The 21490-nt window shown below is 71.3% G+C and carries 19 protein-coding genes and 1 pseudogene; 8 read left to right on the top strand and 12 right to left on the bottom strand.

Annotated elements, in window-relative coordinates; genetic code table 11:
- The first annotated feature begins 231 nt into the window (after positions 1-231).
- Positions 232-1575 carry a PP2C family protein-serine/threonine phosphatase gene (locus tag ACZ6S6_RS21375; protein WP_362959634.1) on the top strand — a complete coding sequence of 448 codons (1344 nt, stop codon included), beginning with the start codon at positions 232-234 and terminating at the stop codon, positions 1573-1575.
- Here the strand turns inward: ACZ6S6_RS21375 and ACZ6S6_RS21370 are convergent.
- The 3 genes from ACZ6S6_RS21370 to ACZ6S6_RS21360 all read right to left on the bottom strand — a co-directional run bounded on the left by ACZ6S6_RS21370 (position 1557) and on the right by ACZ6S6_RS21360 (position 3132).
- On the bottom strand, positions 1557-1892 hold the full coding sequence (locus ACZ6S6_RS21370; RefSeq protein ID WP_362959637.1) for a DUF2516 family protein: 336 nt from the start codon (positions 1890-1892) through the stop codon (positions 1557-1559). The genes ACZ6S6_RS21375 and ACZ6S6_RS21370 overlap by 19 nt on opposite strands.
- A gap of 115 nt (positions 1893-2007) precedes the next feature.
- Entirely contained in the window at positions 2008-2649 is a 642-nt protein-coding gene (locus ACZ6S6_RS21365) for a hypothetical protein (RefSeq protein WP_362959639.1), read from the bottom strand.
- Positions 2650-2676: 27 nt separating this feature from the next.
- Positions 2677-3132 carry a helix-turn-helix domain-containing protein gene (locus ACZ6S6_RS21360; RefSeq protein ID WP_363073880.1) on the bottom strand — a complete coding sequence of 152 codons (456 nt, stop codon included), beginning with the start codon at positions 3130-3132 and terminating at the stop codon, positions 2677-2679.
- Between ACZ6S6_RS21360 and ACZ6S6_RS21355 the strand changes: the two genes are divergently transcribed.
- The 3 genes from ACZ6S6_RS21355 to ACZ6S6_RS21345 all read left to right on the top strand — a co-directional run bounded on the left by ACZ6S6_RS21355 (position 3126) and on the right by ACZ6S6_RS21345 (position 6326).
- On the top strand, positions 3126-3884 hold the full coding sequence (locus tag ACZ6S6_RS21355; RefSeq protein ID WP_362959644.1) for a TnsA-like heteromeric transposase endonuclease subunit: 759 nt from the start codon (positions 3126-3128) through the stop codon (positions 3882-3884). The two genes, ACZ6S6_RS21360 and ACZ6S6_RS21355, sit on opposite strands and share 7 nt — an antisense overlap.
- A 402-nt stretch (positions 3885-4286) precedes the next feature.
- Positions 4287-5171, top strand: a complete 885-nt coding sequence (locus tag ACZ6S6_RS21350; RefSeq protein WP_362959647.1) for a hypothetical protein — start codon at positions 4287-4289, stop codon at positions 5169-5171.
- 75 nt (positions 5172-5246) lie between these two features.
- Positions 5247-6326: a MerR family transcriptional regulator gene (locus tag ACZ6S6_RS21345; protein WP_362959650.1), complete on the top strand. Its 1080-nt coding sequence runs from the start codon at positions 5247-5249 to the stop codon at positions 6324-6326.
- A gap of 396 nt (positions 6327-6722) precedes the next feature.
- Here the strand turns inward: ACZ6S6_RS21345 and ACZ6S6_RS21340 are convergent.
- Positions 6723-6979, bottom strand: a pseudogene (locus tag ACZ6S6_RS21340) (LysR substrate-binding domain-containing protein); the annotation flags it as partial.
- A gap of 649 nt (positions 6980-7628) precedes the next feature.
- On the opposite strand from ACZ6S6_RS21340, the gene ACZ6S6_RS21335 reads away from it, so the two are divergent.
- Both ACZ6S6_RS21335 and ACZ6S6_RS21330 read left to right on the top strand, forming a co-directional pair.
- Entirely contained in the window at positions 7629-8342 is a 714-nt protein-coding gene (locus ACZ6S6_RS21335; RefSeq protein ID WP_469706595.1) for an N-acyl homoserine lactonase family protein, read from the top strand.
- Between the two features lie 57 nt (positions 8343-8399).
- Positions 8400-9686 carry a serine/threonine-protein kinase gene (locus ACZ6S6_RS21330; RefSeq protein WP_469706594.1) on the top strand — a complete coding sequence of 429 codons (1287 nt, stop codon included), beginning with the start codon at positions 8400-8402 and terminating at the stop codon, positions 9684-9686.
- 179 nt (positions 9687-9865) lie between these two features.
- On the opposite strand, the gene ACZ6S6_RS21325 is transcribed toward ACZ6S6_RS21330, so the two are convergent.
- From ACZ6S6_RS21325 to ACZ6S6_RS21305, 5 genes are all read right to left on the bottom strand, one after another.
- A complete protein-coding gene (locus ACZ6S6_RS21325; RefSeq protein WP_469706593.1) occupies positions 9866-10354 on the bottom strand; it encodes a hypothetical protein in 489 nt (162 codons plus the stop codon).
- 173 nt (positions 10355-10527) lie between these two features.
- A complete protein-coding gene (locus ACZ6S6_RS21320; protein ID WP_469706592.1) occupies positions 10528-10959 on the bottom strand; it encodes an MFS transporter in 432 nt (143 codons plus the stop codon).
- A gap of 175 nt (positions 10960-11134) precedes the next feature.
- Positions 11135-12094: an NAD(P)H-dependent flavin oxidoreductase gene (locus ACZ6S6_RS21315; RefSeq protein WP_469706591.1), complete on the bottom strand. Its 960-nt coding sequence runs from the start codon at positions 12092-12094 to the stop codon at positions 11135-11137.
- Positions 12095-12282: 188 nt separating this feature from the next.
- The gene (locus tag ACZ6S6_RS21310; protein ID WP_469706590.1) at positions 12283-13110 is read right to left on the bottom strand and encodes an alpha/beta fold hydrolase; all 828 of its coding nucleotides are present in this window, start codon (positions 13108-13110) and stop codon (positions 12283-12285) included.
- Positions 13111-13261: 151 nt separating this feature from the next.
- Positions 13262-14377, bottom strand: coding sequence for a DUF4037 domain-containing protein (locus tag ACZ6S6_RS21305; protein ID WP_469706589.1), 1116 nt, complete (start codon positions 14375-14377; stop codon positions 13262-13264).
- A 281-nt stretch (positions 14378-14658) separates the two neighbouring features.
- On the opposite strand from ACZ6S6_RS21305, the gene ACZ6S6_RS21300 reads away from it, so the two are divergent.
- Positions 14659-15117 carry a DUF2199 domain-containing protein gene (locus ACZ6S6_RS21300; protein ID WP_362959786.1) on the top strand — a complete coding sequence of 153 codons (459 nt, stop codon included), beginning with the start codon at positions 14659-14661 and terminating at the stop codon, positions 15115-15117.
- Between the two features lie 98 nt (positions 15118-15215).
- On the opposite strand, the gene ACZ6S6_RS21295 is transcribed toward ACZ6S6_RS21300, so the two are convergent.
- Entirely contained in the window at positions 15216-19088 is a 3873-nt protein-coding gene (locus tag ACZ6S6_RS21295; protein ID WP_469706588.1) for an nSTAND1 domain-containing NTPase, read from the bottom strand.
- A gap of 297 nt (positions 19089-19385) precedes the next feature.
- On the opposite strand from ACZ6S6_RS21295, the gene ACZ6S6_RS21290 reads away from it, so the two are divergent.
- Complete coding sequence (locus ACZ6S6_RS21290) at positions 19386-19799, top strand: peptidase inhibitor family I36 protein (protein ID WP_469706587.1); 414 nt, start codon at positions 19386-19388, stop codon at positions 19797-19799.
- Between the two features lie 169 nt (positions 19800-19968).
- Here the strand turns inward: ACZ6S6_RS21290 and ACZ6S6_RS21285 are convergent, their stop codons facing one another.
- Entirely contained in the window at positions 19969-20643 is a 675-nt protein-coding gene (locus ACZ6S6_RS21285) for a TetR/AcrR family transcriptional regulator (RefSeq protein WP_362959789.1), read from the bottom strand.
- Between the two features lie 17 nt (positions 20644-20660).
- Complete coding sequence (locus ACZ6S6_RS21280; protein WP_469706586.1) at positions 20661-21431, bottom strand: TetR/AcrR family transcriptional regulator; 771 nt, start codon at positions 21429-21431, stop codon at positions 20661-20663.
- Positions 21432-21490: the final 59 nt, after the last annotated feature.

The raw sequence follows: 21490 nt of genomic DNA, 5'->3' as shown, positions 1-21490 counted from the left end.
CCCGGGGCCCGGCGCGGCACGTGACCTTTGTCATGTGCCGGAAACGGCCGCACCCCCGGCGCATCCCGCCGGATCTGCGTCCTTCCGCGGCATAAAGCCCTCTCCGGAACGGCGGGCACGTATCGGGCGCCATTCCGTTCTCACATCCCGTACCGCTATCGTCCCCGTCTGGCGGGTCGTCGTTCGTCGCTCCGCCGCGCCCTCGGGGGGAGGGAAGGAAACCCGATTTCGATGCCCGTACCCGTACCGCAGCAGCGTTCCGTTCCCGCTGCGGAGACCAGCTATGGCGCCGACCTCACCCTCCTGGTGATCGAGGACGACCCGGCGGGCACCCTCACCGTCCCGGAACTCCCGGCCGCGGCCGGCACCCGGGTCCGTATCCGTACCGCCCGCAATCTGACCGAGGCGGGCCGGCTCCTCACCGACGACGTGGACTGCATCCTGCTGGACCTGGCCCTGCCCTCCGGCGGCGAGGCACGTACCGCGCAGGGGCGGGAGGCGGACGGGCTGGCCACCCTCAAGCACGTCCTGCGGATCGCGCCCCGGCACGCCGTACTCGCCCTCACCGCGCAGGAGGACGCCGAGCTGGCCGCCGAAGCGGTACGGGTGGGGGCGCAGGACTACCTCTTCCGCGACGAGCTCGACGGCAAACTGCTCAGCCGCGCCATCCGCTACGCCGTCGAACGCAAGCGCGCCGACGTCGCGCAGCACCAGCTCACCGAGTCCCGGCTGCGGGCCCAGGAGAACGCACGCCTGGAGCGCGGCCTGCTCCCCACGCCACTGCTGGACGGCTCCGATCTGCGCTTCGCCGCCCGCTACCGCCCCGGCCGCAGCCGTGCGCTGCTCGGCGGGGACTTCTACGACACGGTCCGTACGCCCGACGGCACGGTCCACGTGATGATCGGCGACGTCTGCGGGCACGGCCCGGACGAGGCGGCGCTCGGCGTGGAGCTGCGCATCGCGTGGCGGGCGCTGACGCTGGCCGGGCTCTGCGGCGACGAACTGCTCTCCACGCTCCAGCAGGTCCTGGAGCACGAACGGGAGAGCGAGGAGATCTTCGCGACCCTCTGCACGGTCGACATCGCCCCGGACGGGCGCCGCGCGGGCCTCTGTCTGGCGGGCCACCCCGCACCGCTGATCGCCCGCCAGGGGCGGGCCGCGCACCTGCTCCCGTACCAGGACGGCGGCCCGGCACTGGGCCTGCTGCCGCGCGCCCGGTGGCCGCGCCGGCAGGTGGAGCTGGGCGGCTCCTGGAGCCTGATGATGTACACGGACGGGCTGATCGAGGGCCGGACCGGAATCGGTACGCAGCGCCTCGGACAGGACGGAATGGTCGCGATGATCAACCGCCAGCTGGCCGAGGGGCTGACCGGCGAGGACCTGCTGGAGGCGGCCGTCACCCACGTCCGCGAGCTGAACGGCGGCGAGCTGACCGACGATGTCGCGGTCCTGCTGCTCGACCGCGACGAGGACGTCGTGCGCCGCCGGGCGCACAACGGCGACCGGGGCCGGAGCGTTCCCCGCTCCCGCCCCGGACAGGTGTCACCCGCGGGCGTTCAACGCCCGCCGTTGTAGGGCCCGTACGGCCCGTCGCTGCTCGATCCCCCGCGGCGGTTGCCGCCGCCCGTGACGGCCTTGAGCGCGGGCCGCACATCCACGAAGAACACGATGGTCGCGACCAGCCCGGCGAGCTGGATGAAGAGCATGGGAACCCAGAGGTTCACCACCACCGTGACGCCGAGAATGATCAGCCAGAAGGGCTTGGTCCGCTTGTCGGCGGCCCGGTAGGCGTCCTCGCGGACGACCGCGGCCATGATCAGGGCGACCACGGCAAGGACCAGCATTGCCGTGTAGATCAGCCCGAGGATTGAGTTGAAGCCTTCGAGCAACATGATGTGCACCGCCTAGTAGGTGGATGAGCGCCTCGCGGCCAAGGTACCGGGACAACGGCCGGAGCACCCCGAAAGGTGCCCGAGCGCCCTCCCGGCACTCCTGCCGGCCGTCGCGCTACTTGCCGGTGGGCGGCGTGGTCTTCTTGGCGGCGGGCTTGCGCGCGGGCGCCTTCTTGGCGGGCGCGGGCGAGGGCTTGGCCTCCGCCTTGCCGCTCCCGGCGGCGGGCGCGGGCTTGGCGACCGGCTTCGGCGCGGCCTTGGGCTCCGCCTTGGAGTCGGCCTTGGCCTCCGGCCTGGACTCCTTGCGCGGCTCGACGACGACGGCGATCTCGACGATCTCCTCGACGCTCTCGCCCCGCCACGTCCGCACGCTCTGCTCGCCGCGCTCGGCGACCTTCTCGTACGTCTCCCGGGCCCTGACCGCGTACTCGGCGGCCACACCCACGCTGCGCAGCGCCAGGTCCTGGGCGCTCTCGCCCAGCTTCTTCAGATCGGTGTCGAACGCCCCGATCACCTCGGTGACCTTGGCCTGGAGGGTGGCCTGCGCCTCCTTGGCCTGCCCGGCCACCTTCTCCTGCACGACCTTGGGGTCGGTGTTGCGCACGGCCTCGATGCGCTCCGGCGCCTCGGCCCGCAGCTGCTCGATCAGCGCCGGAACCTTGCGCGCCTGCTGCACGGCGAGATCGGCCGTACCGGCGGCGAAGTAGAGGGGGGTCGGGTCGGTGAGGGTCTTGCGCAGGTCATCGGTGATGGCCATGACTGTGGTCCTCCCGGATCATCAGACTCAGTGTGAGGGTTTTGAAGGCTTTGAAGCTGTATCGGCAGCACTGCCGTCGGCATTGAAGGGCGCGTCCGCACCGGACGCACTCCCCTCCTCACCCCCGGGCTCGTCCTCGAACCCGTTCTCCTTGCGGAAGGAGGCGTAGATCTGCAGCAGCACGCTCTTCTGCCGCTCGTTGATCGACGGATCGGCCAGAATCACCGCCCGCGTCTCCAGCTCGTCCCGCTCCCGCTCGTCCAGGATCCCGGCCCGTACGTAAAGGGTCTCGGCGGAGATCCGCAGCGCCTTGGCGACCTGCTGCAGCACCTCGGCGCTGGGCTTGCGCAGCCCGCGCTCGATCTGGCTGAGATAGGGATTGGACACCCCGGCGGCATCGGCGAGCTGCCGCAGCGACAGCTGTGCGGTACGCCGCTGCTCACGCAGGTACTCGCCGAGATTGCCGACGTTGAGTGATGCCATGCCTCGATGGTGGACCAGCGGTGCTAACTTTTGCAAGCAGACGCTTGCAAAAGTGTTCCGAACCACTCGTACGGGCCTGCGTGCCTCGCGGCTGTCCGGCCCCAGCGATATGTGGGCAGTCCCGCTCTTCTGTGGGCAAGAGGACCACCGTCCCGGTCATCTGTAGGCAAGTTCTGAGGTGTTCCAGTCTTCTGTGGGCAGGGCAGTCGCGCCGTTTCTACGGTCGGTTTCCGTCTTTCCGGGGTCAGGGCAACTGGTGCGGCTGGTACTGGTCAGCGACCTGCGGCGGGCACGTGGGTTATGAGTCGTGGCTGGAGCGCGATCATCTGATGCTGCTCGACTTCGACCCGTGGGTGACGGCGGTCGCCTCGCAGCCCTTTCAGCTGTCGTGGTCGGGGCCGGACGGGAAGCGGGTGCGGCACACGCCGGATTTCTTCGTACGCCGCGCGGACGGCACGGTGCTGGTCGTGGACGTGCGCCCGGATGAGCGCATCGAGCCGAGGGACGCGATGAAGTTCGCGACGACCGCCGCAGCCTGCGGGCTCGTGGGGTGGGACTTTGCGCGGCTGGGGGCGCCGGATGCGGTGCTGATGGAGAACGTGCGGTGGCTGGCCGGCTACCGGCATCCGCGCGTGCACCGCCCGCAGGTCGCCGAACGGTTGATGGAGGTGTTCGGCGAGGGGGCTTCGCTGCTGGCCGGGGCCAGACGGGTGGGCGATCAGATCGCGGTGGTGCTCTTCCACTTGCTCTGACAGCGCGTCCTTGCCGTGGATCTCCGCGCGGGACTGCTGTCGGCGGGTACGCGGGTCGGGCTCGGAGAGGTACGGGAAGGGGGCGGTGATGCCGTCGCGTCCGCGGCTTCTGCGAGCGGGTGACCTGGTCCGTTTTGACGGCCGTCTGCACACGGTGGCGGCTTTGGAGGGGACCGCGGTCCGGATCGTCGATGAGGGCCAGTCTCCGAGCGTGGTGTTCCTGGCCCACCTGTTGTCGTCTGCCGGCTTCGAGGTGGTCACGCCGTCCTCGGTGCGGGCGGTGGTGCCAGCGGCCGGAGTGCTGGAGGGGTTTCCTCGCAAGGCCGTTGAACGGGCGGAGTGGTGCAGCGGCACTTGGTGGAGATGCACACCGGCCGTCCTATGGAGGACCCGCACGGGCCGGTGCGGGCCGCATACGATCCGGCGGTCCGCTCGCTGCGGCAGCGAGAGCTGACCAAGGCGGAAGAGCTTGAGGCGGGTGGGCACCCCGCGTCCTTGAAGCTGATCCAGCGGATGCGGGGGCGTTTCGAGCGCGAGGGCGCGCTGGGCCTGGTCGACCCGCGGCTGCGGTCCGTCTCGGACGGTACCGGCCGCGTCGACCGGAGGGTCGTCGATGCCCTGCGGAAGGTCGTGGAGGACCAGACCAGTCGCTCCACGGTGTCCGCTCAGGTCCTGCGGCGCCGGATGGAACGTGCGCTGGAGGCCGAACACGGTCCGGGAGTGGTGGCACTGCCGTCCCGGACGACGTTCTACCGGCTGCTGTCCGCACTCTCCTCAGGGCGGCACACCCTGGGCTCGGCCCGCACTCGCCGCTCGCTGGCCAAGCAGCCGGACGGCATGTTCGGCCAGCTCACCGCAGCCCGGCCGGGCGAGGTGATGGATTCGTGCTACCAGTACGGCTCGGACTTCTGGCACAGCCTGTTCCAGCGCGGATACCGACTCAGTGACCGAGCGGAACGGCTCCGCCAGTTGTCGCCGGTCACCCGGGAGGTTCGCCCCTTCGACCCACGCCGCTATGTCGCCGTCTACCCGGAAATCGTCGAGGCCATCTCGCTCTTTGCATCCCCATACTGGCGGAGTCTCGCTCTCACCGACAATGAAACGAAGTTCAAAGAGTTCAGAGCGGAGTTCAACCGACGACTGCCCCAGGAACGAGCGCTCCGGACCACGGCTCGGGCGTGGTTCCTCACTGAACTCAAGCGGACCGCCATGCGAGTCGAAGCAGCCGTGCAGCACGATCGCCCGGAGCCAGATCTGGGGTTTGTTGTTCGGTCGGAGAGCCGCTAGTTGACCTTCACCTTGGGGGAAGCCACAGCATCGGTGGGGCCGGGCGATGTGCTCGGCATGAGGAGGAGAGCGGGCATGGGGTTGCTGACCATCGGGACGTTCGCGAAAGCGTCCCGGCTGTCGCCGAAGGCGCTACGTCTCTACGACGAGCTCGGTCTGCTGACCCCCGCTCGCGTCGACCCGGTGACCGGCTACCGTCTCTACGCCCCGGAACAGCTGGAGCAAGCCCGGCTGGTCGCCTGGCTCCGGCGCCTGGGGATGCCCCTGGCCCGCATCCAGCACGTCTGCACGCTGGAGGCAGGCCCGGCAGCCCGGGAGGTCCGCGCGTTTTGGGCCCAGGTCGAGGCCGCCACCGCCGCGCGGCGAGACCTCGCTTCCTTCCTCATCGGCCATCTGTCCTGGAAGGACCCCGCTATGTCTCCGACCGCTAAGCCCTTGGGAATCCGTTACGCCGCTCTTTCCGACACGGGCCTTGTCCGTGAGAGCAACCAGGACACCGCCTATGCAGGGTCCCGCCTGCTCGCCGTCGCCGACGGCTTCGGCAGTGGAGGAGCCCCCGCAAGCGCCGCCGCTGTTGACGCGCTCAAGCGCCTCGAAACCGACAGCATCCCGGCAGGCGATCTCCTCAGCCTCCTCGAGGACGCCATCGAACAAGCCAAACAGGCCGTCAACGGCGTCGCCGGACCCGCCTCATCGCCCGGGGAGGCCGGCACCACACTCACCGCGATGCTCTGGACCGGCTCACAGCTGGCCCTCGTCCACATCGGCGACTCCCGCGTCTACCTCCTGCGCGCCGGAGAGCTGTTCCAGATCACCCACGATCACACCATGGTGCAGTCGATGGTCGACGAAGGACGCCTCGGCCCGGAGGAGGCCGTCTCCCACCCCCAGCGGTCGCTGTTGATTCGGGCCATGGGCCAAGGAGCCGATGGCACCCCCGACATGCGCCTGCACGACGCCCAGCGGGAAGACCGATATCTGCTCTGCTCCGACGGCCTGTCGACCGTCGTGCCGACCGAAAAGATCCACCGGGTGCTCTCCGAGATCAGGGAGCCCGAGCAGGCTGTCCGCGAACTCATCGCCCTCGCCAACGGCTCCGGCGGCCCCGACAACGTCAGCTGCGTGGTCGCCGACGTCGTGGAGCTCCAGCAGTAGGAGCGAGCGGCATGCACTTCGAGTTGCACCAGATCCGCTCTCAGGAACTCATCCGTGAAGCCGACGAGTACCGACTCGCCCGGCAAGCCAGGAGAGCCAAGCCGGCTCCCCGACCCATGGCAGCCAGCGCCTCGCAACCGAAGCCACGGCGCCTGCTGGCTTGGCTCCGCGGGTGAACCACCACGCTGCCTACGGTTGAGCGGAACACCGACCGCCAACCTGTCCCACTCAACCGTAGGCAACGCAGGTCAGAACCTCACCCGCCCACAGATATCTGGGACAGGACAGCAGCGCCTCACCACGTGTCACCACCTTGATCAGATGAGTGATGTCCTGCCTGAGCCGGGACACGGCAGGTGGAACCCGGCCAGGCAGGTGGGAATCACTGGCTAGCTGGAGACGTGTCGCAGTCCGGACGAGGTCGGCGACGGCTCTGGACCGGCTGTGCGGTGGCCAGGCGATCACGGTGGTGACTGTCGGCGCGTCCAGCACGGGCACGGCCGCAAGGTCACCGTGCAGTTGGGCTCGGCACGACTCCGGTGAGACCGCGCAAGCACGGCCGAGCGCGACGAGCTGCAACAACTGCGCGTGGTCACGGACCTGCGGGCCGGGCCGGGCGGGTAGGTGCCGTCGGGATCGGGCCAGCGTAGTAGGTCTCCACCTGCCCCACGGTGGCCGCGCTCAGCGCACCGCGAGCGCGGGCGAACGCGGTGAGTCGGTCGCCGTGCGCTGCCGCTCCGCCCCCTCGAAGCAGTTGGTCCAGGCAGATGCGGGGAGCGAGGTCTTCCGGGACGAGGAGTCGGGCGGCGGTGTCGGGCGGCGATGACGCGAGGCGCGAGGTTGATCCCGAGATCCTCGCTGAGGAATCGGAGCGCGGCCAGTTCGTTGCGCAGCCGTCGTGGGTCAGTACGAGCCTCGCGTTGCCCGTCCGGTCTCCACTTGACGACGACGGGGCGCGGAAGCGCGGAAGCCCTTTGGAGCCGGACCCGGGCTACTGCCCACGGCTCCGGTCGCTCCAGGCGGTCGACGGCGACTGGCGAGGCGCAGAGGTCGGTCAAGAGGTCCTGCGGCGCATCGACCCGGAAGATCCCTCTGGGGCAGCCATCCGATCACCCTATGGCCCGCCCCTGCGCCCCGGGCACGCGTCCGAGGAACTGCGCGTCGGCAGCCTCCACTGTGTCCTGGCACACCAGGGACCCGTCCTCGATCCGCAGAGGGAATGCCGGTCGACGGGGTGGTGGTTGCGGTTTCGCTGTCGGCAGACCGGCTGGACACCATACGGAGAACTGCCAGGATGGCCGTATGGGGATGAATACGGTGGTGCGTCGACTCGATCTGGGGTACTTCATCCGGCCCGCATCGGAGACGGGCGGCCCGCAGCCACGGGTCGAACCCGTCCTTGCCTACCTGGTGCAACACGACAGGGGCTTGATCCTCTTCGATACCGGCATCGGCAGCGCGGACCCCGGGACCGAAGCACACTACCGGCCCCGCCGGCGAGCGTTGCAGGACGCCCTGTCGGCGTCCGGAGTCGCCCTTGACGACATTTCCATGGTCGTGAACTGCCACCTGCACTTCGACCACTGCGGCGGGAACCCTCTCCTGAGCGGAAAGCCCGTCCTGGTCCAGGACGTCGAACTGGCCACCGCTCGTCGGGGCAACTACACCTTCGATGAGCTCATCGACTTTCCCGGCGCCACCTACGAGGAAATCGCGGGCGAAACCGAGGTCTGGCCGGGAATCTGGATCATTCCGACACCTGGGCACACCCAAGGGCACCAGTCGCTGGTCGTCCGGCAAGGCGACGGCACAGTGGTCCTCGCCGGCCAGGCACACGACTTCGCTTCCCACTTCGCGTCCGAGCAACTGGCCCGCCACGCGACACTTCACGGCGTGGAGCAGCCGCTTCCTCCCTATCAGCACTGGCTGGACCGACTCGCCGACTTCGATCCACGACGTGTGCTCTTCGCCCACGACTGCTCGGTCTGGGAACCGCCGCAGGCCGAAGGCCGCTGAGACGGTGTGACATGACGTACCGGGTGGCCGCACTCGACGGACGGAATGGAGGTTCCAGTGGTGGGACGGGCCGAGCCGGGGCAGATGATCGCGGGACGCTACCAGATCAAGGAAGTACTCGGCAGCGGCGGCTTCGGCCGCGTCTGGCGCGCAAGAGACGAGGTGCTGGGGGTCGACGTCGCCGCCAAGGAGGTCTGGCTGCCGGAACTGCCGGGCGACACCGAGGCGGCCGAGCGACGGGTGCGCGCCGAGCGAGAGGCCCACAACGCCGCCCAGTTGCGCGACCACCCGAACATCGTCGCCGTTCACGACCTCGTCTTCGAGGACGGCATCCCCTGGACGATCATGCGCCTCGTCGCGGGCAGCCCGCTCGACGTACGACTCGAAGCCGGTCCCCTCCCACCCGAGGAGTCGGCCAGGGTTGCGCGCGCCCTTCTGTCCGCCCTGGACGCCGTCCACGCGGCCGGCATCGTGCATCGCGACGTCAAACCCGCCAATGCCCTCCTCGGCGCCGACGGGCAGGTCCTGCTCACCGACTTCGGGATCGCCGCCCACGAGGCCGACACCCGCATGACCGCCACCGGAATGGTCATCGGCTCTCCCGAGTACATGGCTCCGGAACGTATCGACGGAACACAGGACGGACCGGCCGGCGACCTGTTCTCCCTCGGCGCCACCCTCTACGAAACGGTCACGGGCACGTCCCCGTTCCACCGTGAGACACGCACCGACACACTCAACGCCGTCTGCCTCCACACTCCCGCCCCACCCGTACCGCCCAGCCCTCTCGCGGAGCTGATCACAGCGCTGCTCGACAAGTATCCCGAACAACGCCCCTCCCCCGCCGAGGCGCTGCGCATGCTCGACAGCGGCCGACCCGCCCGCACGAAGCCGATGACCGCACCGACACCACATGCTGCGAGCCAGGAACTCCCGCGCAGCCGCGACAAGGGCGTGGGCGCCGAGGGCGGCACGCGCAAGCGCGACGACGGGCGCGAACCGGAGAAGCGGAAGGAGCGGGACGGGCGGAAGGAGCGGGACGAGGAGGCGAAGCGGCCCCTCCAGCCCGGTCCCATAGTCGCCGGGGCCGTCTTCATCCTGACGGGGGCAGGATTTACCGTTCCTCTCGGCATCTGGGGAGCCGACAACCCGGCCAACCAGGACGCTTCCTTCGGCTTGATGTTCGTACTCAGTGCATTCGGCGGGCTTTCTGTCGCATTCGGCTCCGTAGGCGTCCTCGCGGGGCTGCGGGCAGCTGAGGCAAGAGTCAGAACGAGCGCGATCCTGGTGGGTCTGGGGTGGACGGCAGCATCGATGGCGTATCTATGGAACTCGCTGCGGTGACCGGTTCTTCGACACCGGCCGCCCTTCTCGCGAGGCGTCAGGCCGTCCGCCGGCACCTGGGCGGCACGCACCCGTACGGCGGCCTCCTGCCCGGCAACGACGCCCACTGGCTGGGAGGTGACCCCCCGTTCGTCGAGCGCTGGGGGGAAGGCGGCCGGGCAACGGGTCTGCCCGACTCGTCATGCCGGGCACCGCACCAGTGAGGCGACCGTCGCGCGCCGCGCGAGTGCCCACACAGCCAGCGCGGCCGCGGCGTAGGCGGCGCCGAGCAGGCAGGACGCCCACCACCCCGCGGCGGCGTACGCCCATGCCGTGGTGACGGCGCCGAGGGCGGAGCCGAGCGAGTAGAAGGCCATGTAGGCGCCGATGACGCTGCTGGAGTGTTCGGGGTGCGCGGCGGTGAGGAGGTGCTGATTGCTGACGTGTACGGCCTGGACGGCGAAGTCGAGCAGGACGACGCCCGTGATGAGCGGCCACAGGGTCGGTGCCGTCCGCGCGGTGAGCGTCCAGGACGCGGCCAGAAGCGCCAGCGACCAGCCGGTGACGGCCTGGGCGCGCCCCGCGTCGGCCCAGCTGCCCGCGCGTGCGGCGGCCACGGCGCCGACGAGGCCGGCCAGGCCGAACAGCCCGATGGCCGTCGTACCGAAGTGCCACGGCGCGGCCCCCAACGGCAGGGCCAGCCCGCTCCACAGGGTGCCGAAGGACGCGAACAGGAAGAACGCGATCAGCCCGCGGCCGAGGAAGAGCCGGTCGGTGACGACGAGGCGTCCCGCGGTGGCGAGGACGTCCCGGTAGCGGGCCCGCGCGGGCCGGGTATCGGGGCGGAGGGTCAGGTGCGCGATCAGCGAGAGAGCGCGGCGAGTACGGCGTAGACGGACCGCCAGCCGAGGCTGTCCCCCAGCACGCCCGCGAGTACGCGGACGCCCAGAATCCCGAGCACCACGCCCGAGGTGACCGTGCCGATGTTGCGGCCACGCTCGTCCGCCGGCGAGGTGGCCGCCACGTAGGCGACCGTGATCTGCACGACCACCGCGAACAGGCCCGCGACCGCCGGACCGGCCCCGGCGATCACCGCACCGGGCGCGAGGGACGTGATCGTCGCACCCGTGCCGGTGAGGATCAGATGCCCGACGATCAGCGTGCGCCGGTCGAGGACGTCCCCGAGAGGCACCAGCAGGACGAGCCCGGCGAAGTACCCGAGCCGGCCGACCGCGACCAGCCAGCCCGAGGTCGCTGCCCGCAGCCGCCAGCACCGGCTGGATCGCGTAGCCACGCCTTCGCCCCCGGCGAGGACCACTCCGTCCTGATCGACCACGACGGACGGGACGTGCCCCGCTTCCGCGTCCTGGACCGGAGCGGCCGGCCCGTCACTGCATCGACGTCACACGTGCGCAAGGTCGGCGAGTAACGCGGCCGGGCACCCGGACCGCTCCCCCGTCCCGGCCCGGTCAGCGCCGACCCGCCCGTGCCAGGGCCTCGACGGCCTGAGCCGCCAGGGTCGCGACGAGACCGGCCGCGGGCGGCACGTCGGTGACGAGGTCGACGGCCTCGCCCGCCCATACCGGCAGGGGCGGCACATCGCCTCTGGCGACGTCGGCCTGATAGTCCTGCCGCGCCCCGGCGGACGCCGCGAGTTCCGCCTCCCGGCCCCGCCATCGGTCGAGGTAGGGGTGGCCGAGGGTGCGCGCCGTGTACTTCGCCGGCCACCGGGACCCCCGGGCGATGTCGAGAACCCGGCTGCGCTCCGTGTCCTGCCCGCGTCCCCGCACGAGCGCCTCGGTGACCGAGGGGTCGGCGAGCGCCTCCGCCGTGGCCTGGAACCGGGTGCCGATGACCGCACCCGCAGCCCCCAGGGCCAGGGCGGCGGCCACGCCGCGGCCGTCGGCGATCCCACCGGCCGCCAGCACCGGTACGGGCTCCGCCAGATCCACCACGACCGGCACGAACGGAAGCGTGGACCGCCCGCGCCGGGCACCGTGCCCACCGCTCTCGGTGCCCTGCGCCACGATGATGTCGGCGCCCAGGTCCACGGCCTGCCGGGCCTCCTCCAGATCGGTGACCTGAATGATCAGCGCCGCACCGGCCGCGCGGACGCGTTCCACGAACGGGGCCGGGTCCCCGAAGGACAGCATCACCGCCCGGGGCCCGTACTCCAGCGCCTGCCCGACCGCACCGGCATCGGCCGCCCAGCTCAGGAACCCGACGCCCCAGGGCTCCCGCACACCCGCCATGACCGGCAGTTCGCGGGCCAGCCAGTCCCGGCCCCCCATTCCGGCGCCCAGCATGCCGAGTCCGCCGCCGCGGGAGACGGCCGCCGCCAGCGCGCCCCCGGCCGATCCGCCCATCGGCGCCAGCACGATCGGGTGCCGCACACCGAGCAAGTCCGTGAACGCCGTCGAGAGTTCCATGACCGCAAGCATCACCCCGGCCCGCGTGCCACGTCATCCCCGCGTGCCATGTCAGCCGGGTCTGCCATGGCGTCCCCGTGCGCCATGCCATCCCGTCTGCCACGCCATCCCGTGTGCCACGCCATCCCGTCTGCCACGCCATCCCGCGGCCGAACGGGAGACGACGACGCCTCTTCGGCCTATCCGGATCACCCCAGGAACGCCTCGACCGCCGCGGTGAACCGGTCGGCGTCGTCCAGCCACGGGTAGTGCCCCGCCCCCGGCTGCACGACGAGCGCCGCTCCGGGGAACAGCGCGGCGAATCCGGCTGCCGACCGAGGGGGGCTGTTCAGGTCGAACTCCCCGGCGAGCAGCAGGACAGGGGAGCCGAAGCCGGCGATCGCCGCACGGGTGGCGTCCGGGCCGAAGGCGCCCTCGGCCCCGAAGCCGGCGACGGCCTCCGGGTTCTCCGGCCGGCTCGCCACGGAGTGCTCGCGCGCCGCGTCGTCCCACCGGCCGTAGAAGAACGGGGCCACGGCCTCCCAGTCGCCGCCCTCTCCCCGGGTGATCGCCTCCAGGGCGGTGGACGCGGCCGGGTACCACGGCTCGTTCTTCCGGAGCGCCGCGAGCTCGCGGCGCTCCTCCCCGGTGATCTCGATGCCGACGGCCCGGGTGCTCGGGGTGATCAGGGCGAGCCTGCCCACGTGCTGCGGGAACCGGGCCGCGTACAGCGTCGCGATGTTCGTACCGGCGGAGTGGGCGAGCAGGTCCGTCCGGGGCAGGCCGAGGTGTTCACGCAGGGCCTCGATGTCGTCGACGAGGCGGTCGCAGCGGTAGGACGAGGCGTCCTCGGGGACATCGGACCGCCCGGTGCCGCGCAGGTCCGGGACGATCAGGCGGCGGTGACCGGACAGGCCGCCGAGTTCGCCCAGGTAGCGGGAGTCCGCGGGGCCTCCCGGGACGCAGATGAGCGGGTCGCCGTCCCCGTGGACGCGGTAGGCGAGCCGGGTTCCGTCGGGCGCGCGGAAAGTGGTCATACGGGGGATCCTTTCAGCCGTGAACAGAACAGGCCGGTACGGCAGAAGAGCCGCCCGGTGGGTACGGGACGCGGAGGGGCGGGGTTCAGCTGCTGCCGTAGACGCGGACAGCGGGGGGCGTCCGGGTGCGGGAAGGGCGTTCGGCGCCACCTCACCGGCGGGCCGTCGCCGCCTCCGCCGCGCGGAGCGCGTCCCCGCCCGCGCCCGTCAACAGGTCCGTGCTGTCCGCCCACTGGTCCACGGCCCCGGTCAGCGGCCGGCCGCGCAGCTCCGGGTCCGTGACCGAGGCGGCCAGCGGGCGGGCGAAGCGTTCCGCGTGCAGGACCAGGAACAGCCTGCCGTGGTACGGGCGCGGGGACGGGTCCACCGGATCGACGAGGCCGCTCGCGTTCTGGCGGATCGCCACCGCCTCGTACGCGGCGCAGAGGTGCCGTTCCCGTTCCGGCAGGTCCGTGGCCGCCAGCGCGCCGCGCAGCGACGGCAACAGCCCCTCGGCCGCGTCCAGTTGCGCGAACGCGCTGCCCAGCCATTTGCCGTACGGCGCGTACCGCCGCTCCAGGAGCAGGCTGAGGCGCATGAGGTCGCGCACCAGCCGGGCCGCGACCACGGCCGAGCCGAGTTCGTCCCCGACCTCGGCGCAGCGCCCCACGAAGGCCTCCTCCTGGGAGATCCGCTGCCACTGACAGGCCAGCAGGTAGCGCCAGACCTGTTCGGGATACCGGGCCAGCCGGCGCCGTGCGGCGGTGAGGAGGCCGGGGCCGTCGTGGAACACCGCGCCGCCGGTGATCCCGGCGAGCCTCTGCTGCGGCATCGCGAGCCAGTCCCGGACGGCAGGTTCGGCGGCCGACGCGTCGAAGCCGGCCTCCCGGGTCAGCCAGCCGCCGATGTCGTACGTGGACACGCGGTGGCTGACCGGCCCTTCGGTCCTCTCCATGTGCCCGACCGGGTCGAGCGGGTCATCGGCGGGGCGGAAGTGGGTGGGCCAGCCGCGGATCTCCTTCGGCAGCCGGTCCGCCAGGAGCCGCCGGATCGCCTCGCCGTGGGCCGCCACGTCGTCCGCCGCGAGAAAGAGGTCAAGACGCGGGCCCCAGTCGTGGTCGGCCGACCGGGCCGTGTCGAAGCCGAGCACCTCGGAGCCCGGCCCGATCCGCGCGGCGGCGTACGGCAGTCCGGGGAAGGCGGCGTCCAGGACCGGCCGCACCCCCTCCTCGTACAGGATTCGGGAGAGCTCCAGACCGGGCAGGAAGGCGGCTTCGGGGTGGGTCATACGGCCACTGTGCGGGGGCGGAATCGGATCGGCCAGCGAAATAGTCCCAGACCGGCCGCACCGGACCGCGCCGCACCGCACCGGACCGCACCGCGCCGCGCCGGACCGCGCCGGGGGATGTCCGCCAGGGCCTGTCCGGCGGGCCCGGCGGTGACGGCCCGTGCGGCCCCGCTGACGGCCCGTGCGGCACCCGCGCGGGCAGACGCTCTAGGATCCCGCCCATGGCACCCGACCCCGGCTACACCTGCTCCCGCTGCGGCGGACACCATACGGAACTCCCGATGGGGTACTCGACCATGGCACCCGACGTCTGGGACGCGAGTCTGGAGAGCGACCCGGACAGCATGCTCTCGACGGACCAGTGCATCGTCAGACACGAGCACTACTTCATCAAGGGTCTGATCGAGATACCCGTGGCGGGCAGCCAGGAGCCGTTCTCCTGGGGCGTCTGGGTGTCCTTGAGCCGGGAGAACTTCGGCCGGGCCCTCGATGTGTGGGAGACCCCGGGCCGGGAGTCCGAGAAGCCGTACTTCGGCTGGCTGACCACCGAGCTGGGGCTCTACTCCCCCCGTACGACCAACCTGAAGACCAACGCGCACACCCGCCCCATCGGCCGGCGCCCGCTCATCGAGCTGGAGCCGACCGACCACCCGCTGGCCGTGGAGCAGCGGAACGGGATCACGCTCGACCGCGTGCGGGAGATAGCCGAAGCGGTGCAGCACTCCGAGGACACCCCCTAAGGACTACTCGTCGGCCCTCCCGGCCTTCTCAGCCCTCCCGGCCCTCCCGGCCCTCCCGGCCCCCCGGCTCTCCGGCTCTCCGGCAAGCAGCGCCTGCGTCAGTCGCGTCGCGGGCAGGTCTGTCCGTAGGGGGTTCCGGGAAGGTACGCGCGCCATTCGCCGGGAGTGATCTGCTTTCCCGTGCGGCGGCAGATCGCCCGGGTCGCGGCCCGCGGTGACAGCTCGTAGGTGTGGGCCGCCGTGTGGCTGCCCACCGCACGCAGCACGTGGTCGCTCTCGAAGACGAGGCTGCCGATGGTGTCACCCGCGGTCGGCAGGGGCATACCGATGCGCTGGTGGGTGGTGGAGTCCCAGAGCTGCACGGACCCTTCGTCGCCGGCGACGGCCAGGGTGCGGCTGTCGGGTGTGAAGGCCAGGGCGGACACGTACTGGGAGGTGGACGTGTCCGAGTCGGCGAGTTCGCCGAGCCGCCGCGTGATCCGGCCGTCCCAGAGCCCGACCCGGCCGGAGTCGTCACCGACGGCCAGGTACTTCCCGTCAGGGCTGAAGGCCAGGGCCGTGGCCCTGCCCGGAGTCCGCGACGGAGGGAGTGGTGTGCCGGAGGGCAGCCGGTACGCCGTGCCCTGCGTCGTGGTGAGCAGGGCGCCGTCGGGGCTCAGCACCGGCCGGCCGGCCGCATCGGGGATGGTGGCGGTGACGGCCTTCTTTCCGACGTCCCAGATCCGGATGGCCGCCGACGGGCCCGGTTTGCCGGCGATGACCAGTTTCCGGTCGTCCGGGGTGAAGACGATGTCCCGCCATTCGATCCCGCTGAGGTCGCTGCCCGTCAGGACGGCGGTGGTGCGCTGCCGGGGCACGTCGTAGAGGGCGATTCGCCCCGGGCCGGACGGATCTTCGACTTCTGTCACGCCGTAGGCGAGGGTCCGTCCTGTGGAGTCGAAAGCGAGAGCGACGACGCAGTGCTGGAAATTTTCGTACTGCGGACAGGGCACGCGCGGTGGCGTTGCAAGCAGTGCACCGGTCTTTCCGTCGAGGATGCGCACGCGGACGTACCGGCCGTCCGGGTCCGGCCGGGCGACAGCGAGCTTGTCGCCCGAGCGGCTGTACTGGGTCGGCGCGGGCGCGCGGCTCCATGGGGTGTTGAACATCGGCCCCAGGTCGAGGGTGTGCACGAGGGGCCCCCAAGATCCTTCGGGGCCGCCGAGGTACCGGAGTGTGTGCGACGCGGCATCGAGACGGAGGTCTTTGACGGTCTCGCCGGACAACTGGTGCCGTACCGACGGGAAGTCCGGGTTGGCCAGTCGCCACACGAGGATCTCCGTGCCGTCCGAGGCTGCCAGGTAGGAGCCGTCCTCGCTCAGCACCGCGGTCTTCAGCCCGCTGTGTTCCACCGGCGGCAGCTCCCGGCCCGAGGCGATGTGCCAGGCGCGAAAACCTCTGTCGGTGATCACCCCGAGGTAGGCGCTGTCCGGACTGAAGACGATGTGTTCGTGAACGCACTGCTCAAGAGTGACTTCGGGAAGCCACGCAGCGGAGATGCGACGCTTTTTGCCGACGTCCCACAGCTGTAGTCGCTCGCCTTCCGTGCACAGCGCCAGGTAACGGTCATCGGAGCTGACCGTCGCATCGGGAGCAAGCTCATCAGGGATGACGGACTCTTCGCCCATGAAGGTGAAGGGCCGATGCTCCATCTCCAACTGCTGCCTCAGCGCTGTCTGCCGGGCCCAGGGGATCCTTTCCAGCATCCCGGTATCCGTGCCGCCGCCTCCGGGAACCTCGATCCGCAGGAGTACGCGCCGGGTTTCCGCGTCGACCAGGCTGACCGAGTAGCCGGCCGCGTCGGAGTCGTAGACGGCAAGGCTGCGGCCGCTCGGCGTCATCTCCGCTCCGCCGTGGGCGGACAGCGCCGTGCTTCTGTCCGTGTGTCCTGTGGTGAGGTCACGCAGTGAGACCGTTCGACGGCCGTGCATCGGGACCGCCTCACGGCTGAATACCGGCAGCCACCGGGCGTCCGCGCGGATGAAGCCCGCTTCGTCGAAGTCCCGGCCGAGCCCGGGACGCACGTCGATGCGCCGGTGGCTGTCGACGTCCCAGCGGGCCACCCGGTCCGCGCCCACGCTGACGAGCGTGCGGCCGTCAGGGGTGAGGTGGCGCATGGACGCGGCACTGCTGTCCGGGTCGGTGAAGACGTCCTGCTGCTTCTGCACCATGGCACTCAGCAGCGCCGATCGTGTCTCGGGCAGGTCGGCGGCCTGCCAGGCGGCCAGGCTCAGGCGCATGGCGGTCTGTGGGTCGGACAGACGGAGGCCGGCGGCGGTACCGACGAGGCGGCGGGCCTCGGCCTCGCGGCTGCGTTGCTCGCTGATCCGGTTCTGCTGCCAGGCAGCCAGGCCGGCGAGGAGGCTCAGGGCAAGGAGAGCGGACAGGACGGTGGTCCCGGCCCGGCGGCGGTGGTGCCGCCGGCGCCGGGCGGTGAGACTGGCCTTGAGGAACTGTCGTTCCCCATCGGTCAGTTCCCCGCTGTGCTCCGGGCTGCCGAAGTACCCCGCAGCCTCGTCCAGACGCAGACCCCGGTACAGGGCCCCGGTGTCGCACTCCAGGCTCTGCCAGTTGGCGGCCGCTTCCGTGAGCCGGCGCTGGGCGCGGACCCGGTCGCGGCTCGCGTCGAGCCATGAGCCGAGCCGGGGCCAGGCAGCGAGCACGGCCTCGTGGGCGAGATCGACCCAGTCCTCGTCGAGGGTGATGAGGCGAGCGCGGGCGAGGCGTTCGAGGACGAGTTCGGTGTCCTGCGTGCCGCCCGGACCCAGCGCGGTGATCTCGGCGCGTGGGGCGGGCCGGCGGGTGTCCGGGCTGCCCCTGCCCGGGGTGACCAGGCGGAGCAGGATGCGCCGGGCCGTGTCGGCCCGGTCGGGTGACAGGCGCCGGTAGAGGTCCTCCGCGGTGCGGGCGATCGCGCCGTGGATGCCGCCCGCCTCGTCGTAGGCGGCTTCGGTCAGCACCCTCCCTCTGCGGTGCCGCCAGGTCTCCAGCAGAGCGTGGGACACCAACGGGAGACTGCCGTCCTCGTCGGCGGATTCGCTCAGGAGCCGCGCTGTCAGCGCACGTTCCACGACGAGCCCGGCGTGTGCCGCGGGCTTGATGATCGCCTCACGCAGCTCCTCCGCACTCATGGGAGGCACCAGCAGGGTCGACTTGCGGGCCGCCTCGGCGAGTGCTCGATACCGGGTGAGGTGACCGTAGAAGTCGGCGCGGACAGCGATCACGACTCGTGCACCGCGGCCGGCCCCGGGGGCGGAGCACAGCAGTTCAACGAAGCGTGCGCGTTCGCCCGGGTCCGAGCACTGCGTGAAGATCTCCTCGAACTGGTCCACCACGAGCAGCGTGCCCTCGCTCATGGCTGTGGGATCGAGCAGCCCGGCATGGGTGTGCGCAGGACGCGGGCCGGGGGTGAGGACGCGGATCGTGGATGTCCGGTGGCCACGGGCCCCGCCCTGCCGCACGCGGTGCAGCAGTCCTGCCCGCAGCAAGGAGGACTTGCCGCTGCCCGACGGCCCGACCAGCACGACCATCTCTCTTCGGACGAACAGGTCGACCAGTTCGTCGACGAGGCGGTCCCGCCCGAAGAACCGATCGTGGTCTTCGACGTCGAAGCGGGCCAGGCCCGGATAGGGGGAACTCCCGGCTTCCGAGGCCGCGTTGTCGTCGCCCACTTCACGTACCGCCCGCTGCCAGCGTTCCTCCCACTCCTCGCAGTCGCCCTCGCAGGCACGGACGTAGGCGATGGCGACCGGGAGCGTCGGTAATCGCACTCCGGCAGCGGCCTGCGCGAGGGTCGCGGCGGAGTACTGCCCCTTGCCCGCCATCGCCCGGTAGGTGATTCCTCCGGCCTTGTCACGCAGCTTCCGCAAGTCGCCGGCGAATTCGGCGACAGGCCCCCCGTCCATGTCCAACGGCCGCTCACGACGCCCCATGGCTTCCCCCTCATCCGCAGGCTGCCCCATCGAAGCTACGAACCTCTGCGGGCGTCCACAAGGCGGCACACCGCCCGCCCGCGTGGGCCGCCGCGATTGTCCGAAGTGGCGAAAGGGGGCTGCCGGACAATCGCCCGGCCACGAAAGCTGAGGTCATCCCGAGACGGCCGCACCTGGCGCGGCGGTCTCCCCCGCACGGCCCGAGAAGGACCGTGCGGGCCAGGGAAGCCCGCGACCTCGGTCGCGCACGGAGCTGCCGGCTGTCGGCGGCTCCCCAGCCGAAGGAGACAACACCACATGGGACGTCATCGTTTGACCCTTGCCGCGCTCGGAGCCACGCTGGCACTGGGAAGCGCGCTGAGTACCGGATCCGGAGCAATGGCGGCCACGCCCGCGGGCACCGCGGCAGCGTGGGGCGGCTGCGCCGTCGGGGACATCTGCGTCTACTCGGGCAGCAACGGCACCGGGTCGGTATGCGCTTGGGACGGAGACGACCTCGACTGGCGCGGCGGCACCGTCCGGTGCGGTTGGTCCGGGGCGAAGAGCGTCCTGTCGGTCTGGAACCGCGGTACGGGAGGGGAAGGCGCCTACCGGCACGTGAAGTTCTACAAGGGTGCCGACTACAAGGGCTACAAAGGCTGCGTCCGCCAAGGCGAGAAGGGCAACACCGGGGCGCACCTCAGGTCTCACAAGTGGGCCACCAGCTGCTGATCCGCACACTCACGCGGGGGAGCGACGCTTTCGTGGCCCTCGCGAGGGGGCCGACGTGAGAGGGCCGCGTCGCTGAGACCCGCGCAGTGGTCAGGTACCCGAGTGGGATGACGATCCGGGTACCTGACCACGTCCCGGCCGCAGCACACCTGCTGGGGCGGTCCGCGGCCTACCGCCCCAGCCCCGACCGCAGCTGCACGAACCCCAGCTCCGCCGCCTCGACCGCGTCCCCGTACACCTGGTCCGCGCTCTGTCCCGCGCTGATCCGCCGCCAGTTGTCCAGGGCCAGGATGCGCAGGACCGCGATGATCTGGCCCGCGGCCAGCCGATCGGGCACCCGGTCGCCCAGGGCGCGGGCGAGAGCGGCCTCGGAGCGGCCCTGGTACGCGTAGAGCCTGGCCACCAGGGACGGCGTGCCGTAGAGCAGCCGGTGGAACGCCAGCACCTCGGGCACGTCGCAGAGGCCGGTGACCGGGTCGCGCCGCTCCAGGCCGTCCAGGAAGTTGCGCCGCAGCGCGTCCAGCGGAGATTCGCCGTCCGCGCGGGCGGCGACCGTCCGGGCGGGCTCGTCCTCGTGATCGGCGAACCGGTGCAGGGCCAGGTCCTCCTTGGACGGGAAGTACCGGAACAGCGTCGGCTTGGAGATGTCCGCGGCGGCCGCGACCTCCGCCACCGAGACCTTGTCGAAGCCGCGCTCCAGGAACATCGCGATCGCGGCGTCGGAGACGGCCTGGTACGTCAGCTGCTTCTTCCGCTCACGCAGGCTCATGGGCGCGTTCGGCCCACGGGACGCGTCCTCGTCCGCCGCCGCGCCGGACCTGGGCTTCTCTGCGCTCATGACCATGAAGCGTACGGCCGGCCTCACCGGTGCCGCTCACTGACCAGCGCCTCGATACCGTCCAGCACCCGTTCGAGACCGAAGCGGAACTCATGGTCGGGCTCCTCCGGGCCCCACATCACGCCGGACGCCATCAGCCGGGAGAGCGCGGGATGGCGCTCGGGATCGACCAGCCGGTTCAGCGTGCGGGCGTAGCCGTCCATCACCTCCTGCGCCGGTACGCCGCGCGCCTCGACGGCGGTGTCCAGATCAGCCATGAGCAGCGCCTCGTTCCGCACGAACCCGCCGACCAGGAGGATGACGGAGACCGCGTCGCCCGGCCCGAGACCGCTGCCTTCGAGGGCCTTCAGGCCCTGTTCCCACCAGGCGACGGAGTGCGGACTCGCCGGCGGCCCGGAGATCGGGATGCGGAGCATCCACAGGTTGCGGTGGAAGACCCGGCGCCGCGCCCAGGCCCACTGCGCGAGCGCCTCCCGCCAGCCGGCCCCCTCCTCCGGCGCGGGCAGCGGGGGCGGCGGGCCCATGGCCGCCTCCTGCATGAGTACGTAGAGCTCGTCCTTGGCGCCCACGTACCGGTAGAGCGACATCGTCGAGGCGCCGAGGTCCTTGGCGACCCGGCCCATGGACACCCCGCCGAGCCCTTCGGCCGCCGCCACCGCCACCGCGGCGTCCACGATGCGCTCCAGGGTGAGCCCCGGCTTGGGCCCCTTCACCGGGCGCGCCCGCAGCCCCCAGGCGGCCTCGATGCTGACCGGCAGGCCCGTACCGCCCGGCGAACCGCTCTCTTCCGTCACCTGAACCCACCTTCCCTCGACGGCCATCCTAGTTATGCGTAACCCTTACACAGTCACGC

The organism is Streptomyces sp. NPDC048671 (assembly GCF_055587045.1).
Note: the sequence above shows the minus strand (reverse complement) of the source record. Positions and strands in the feature narration are given on the sequence as shown.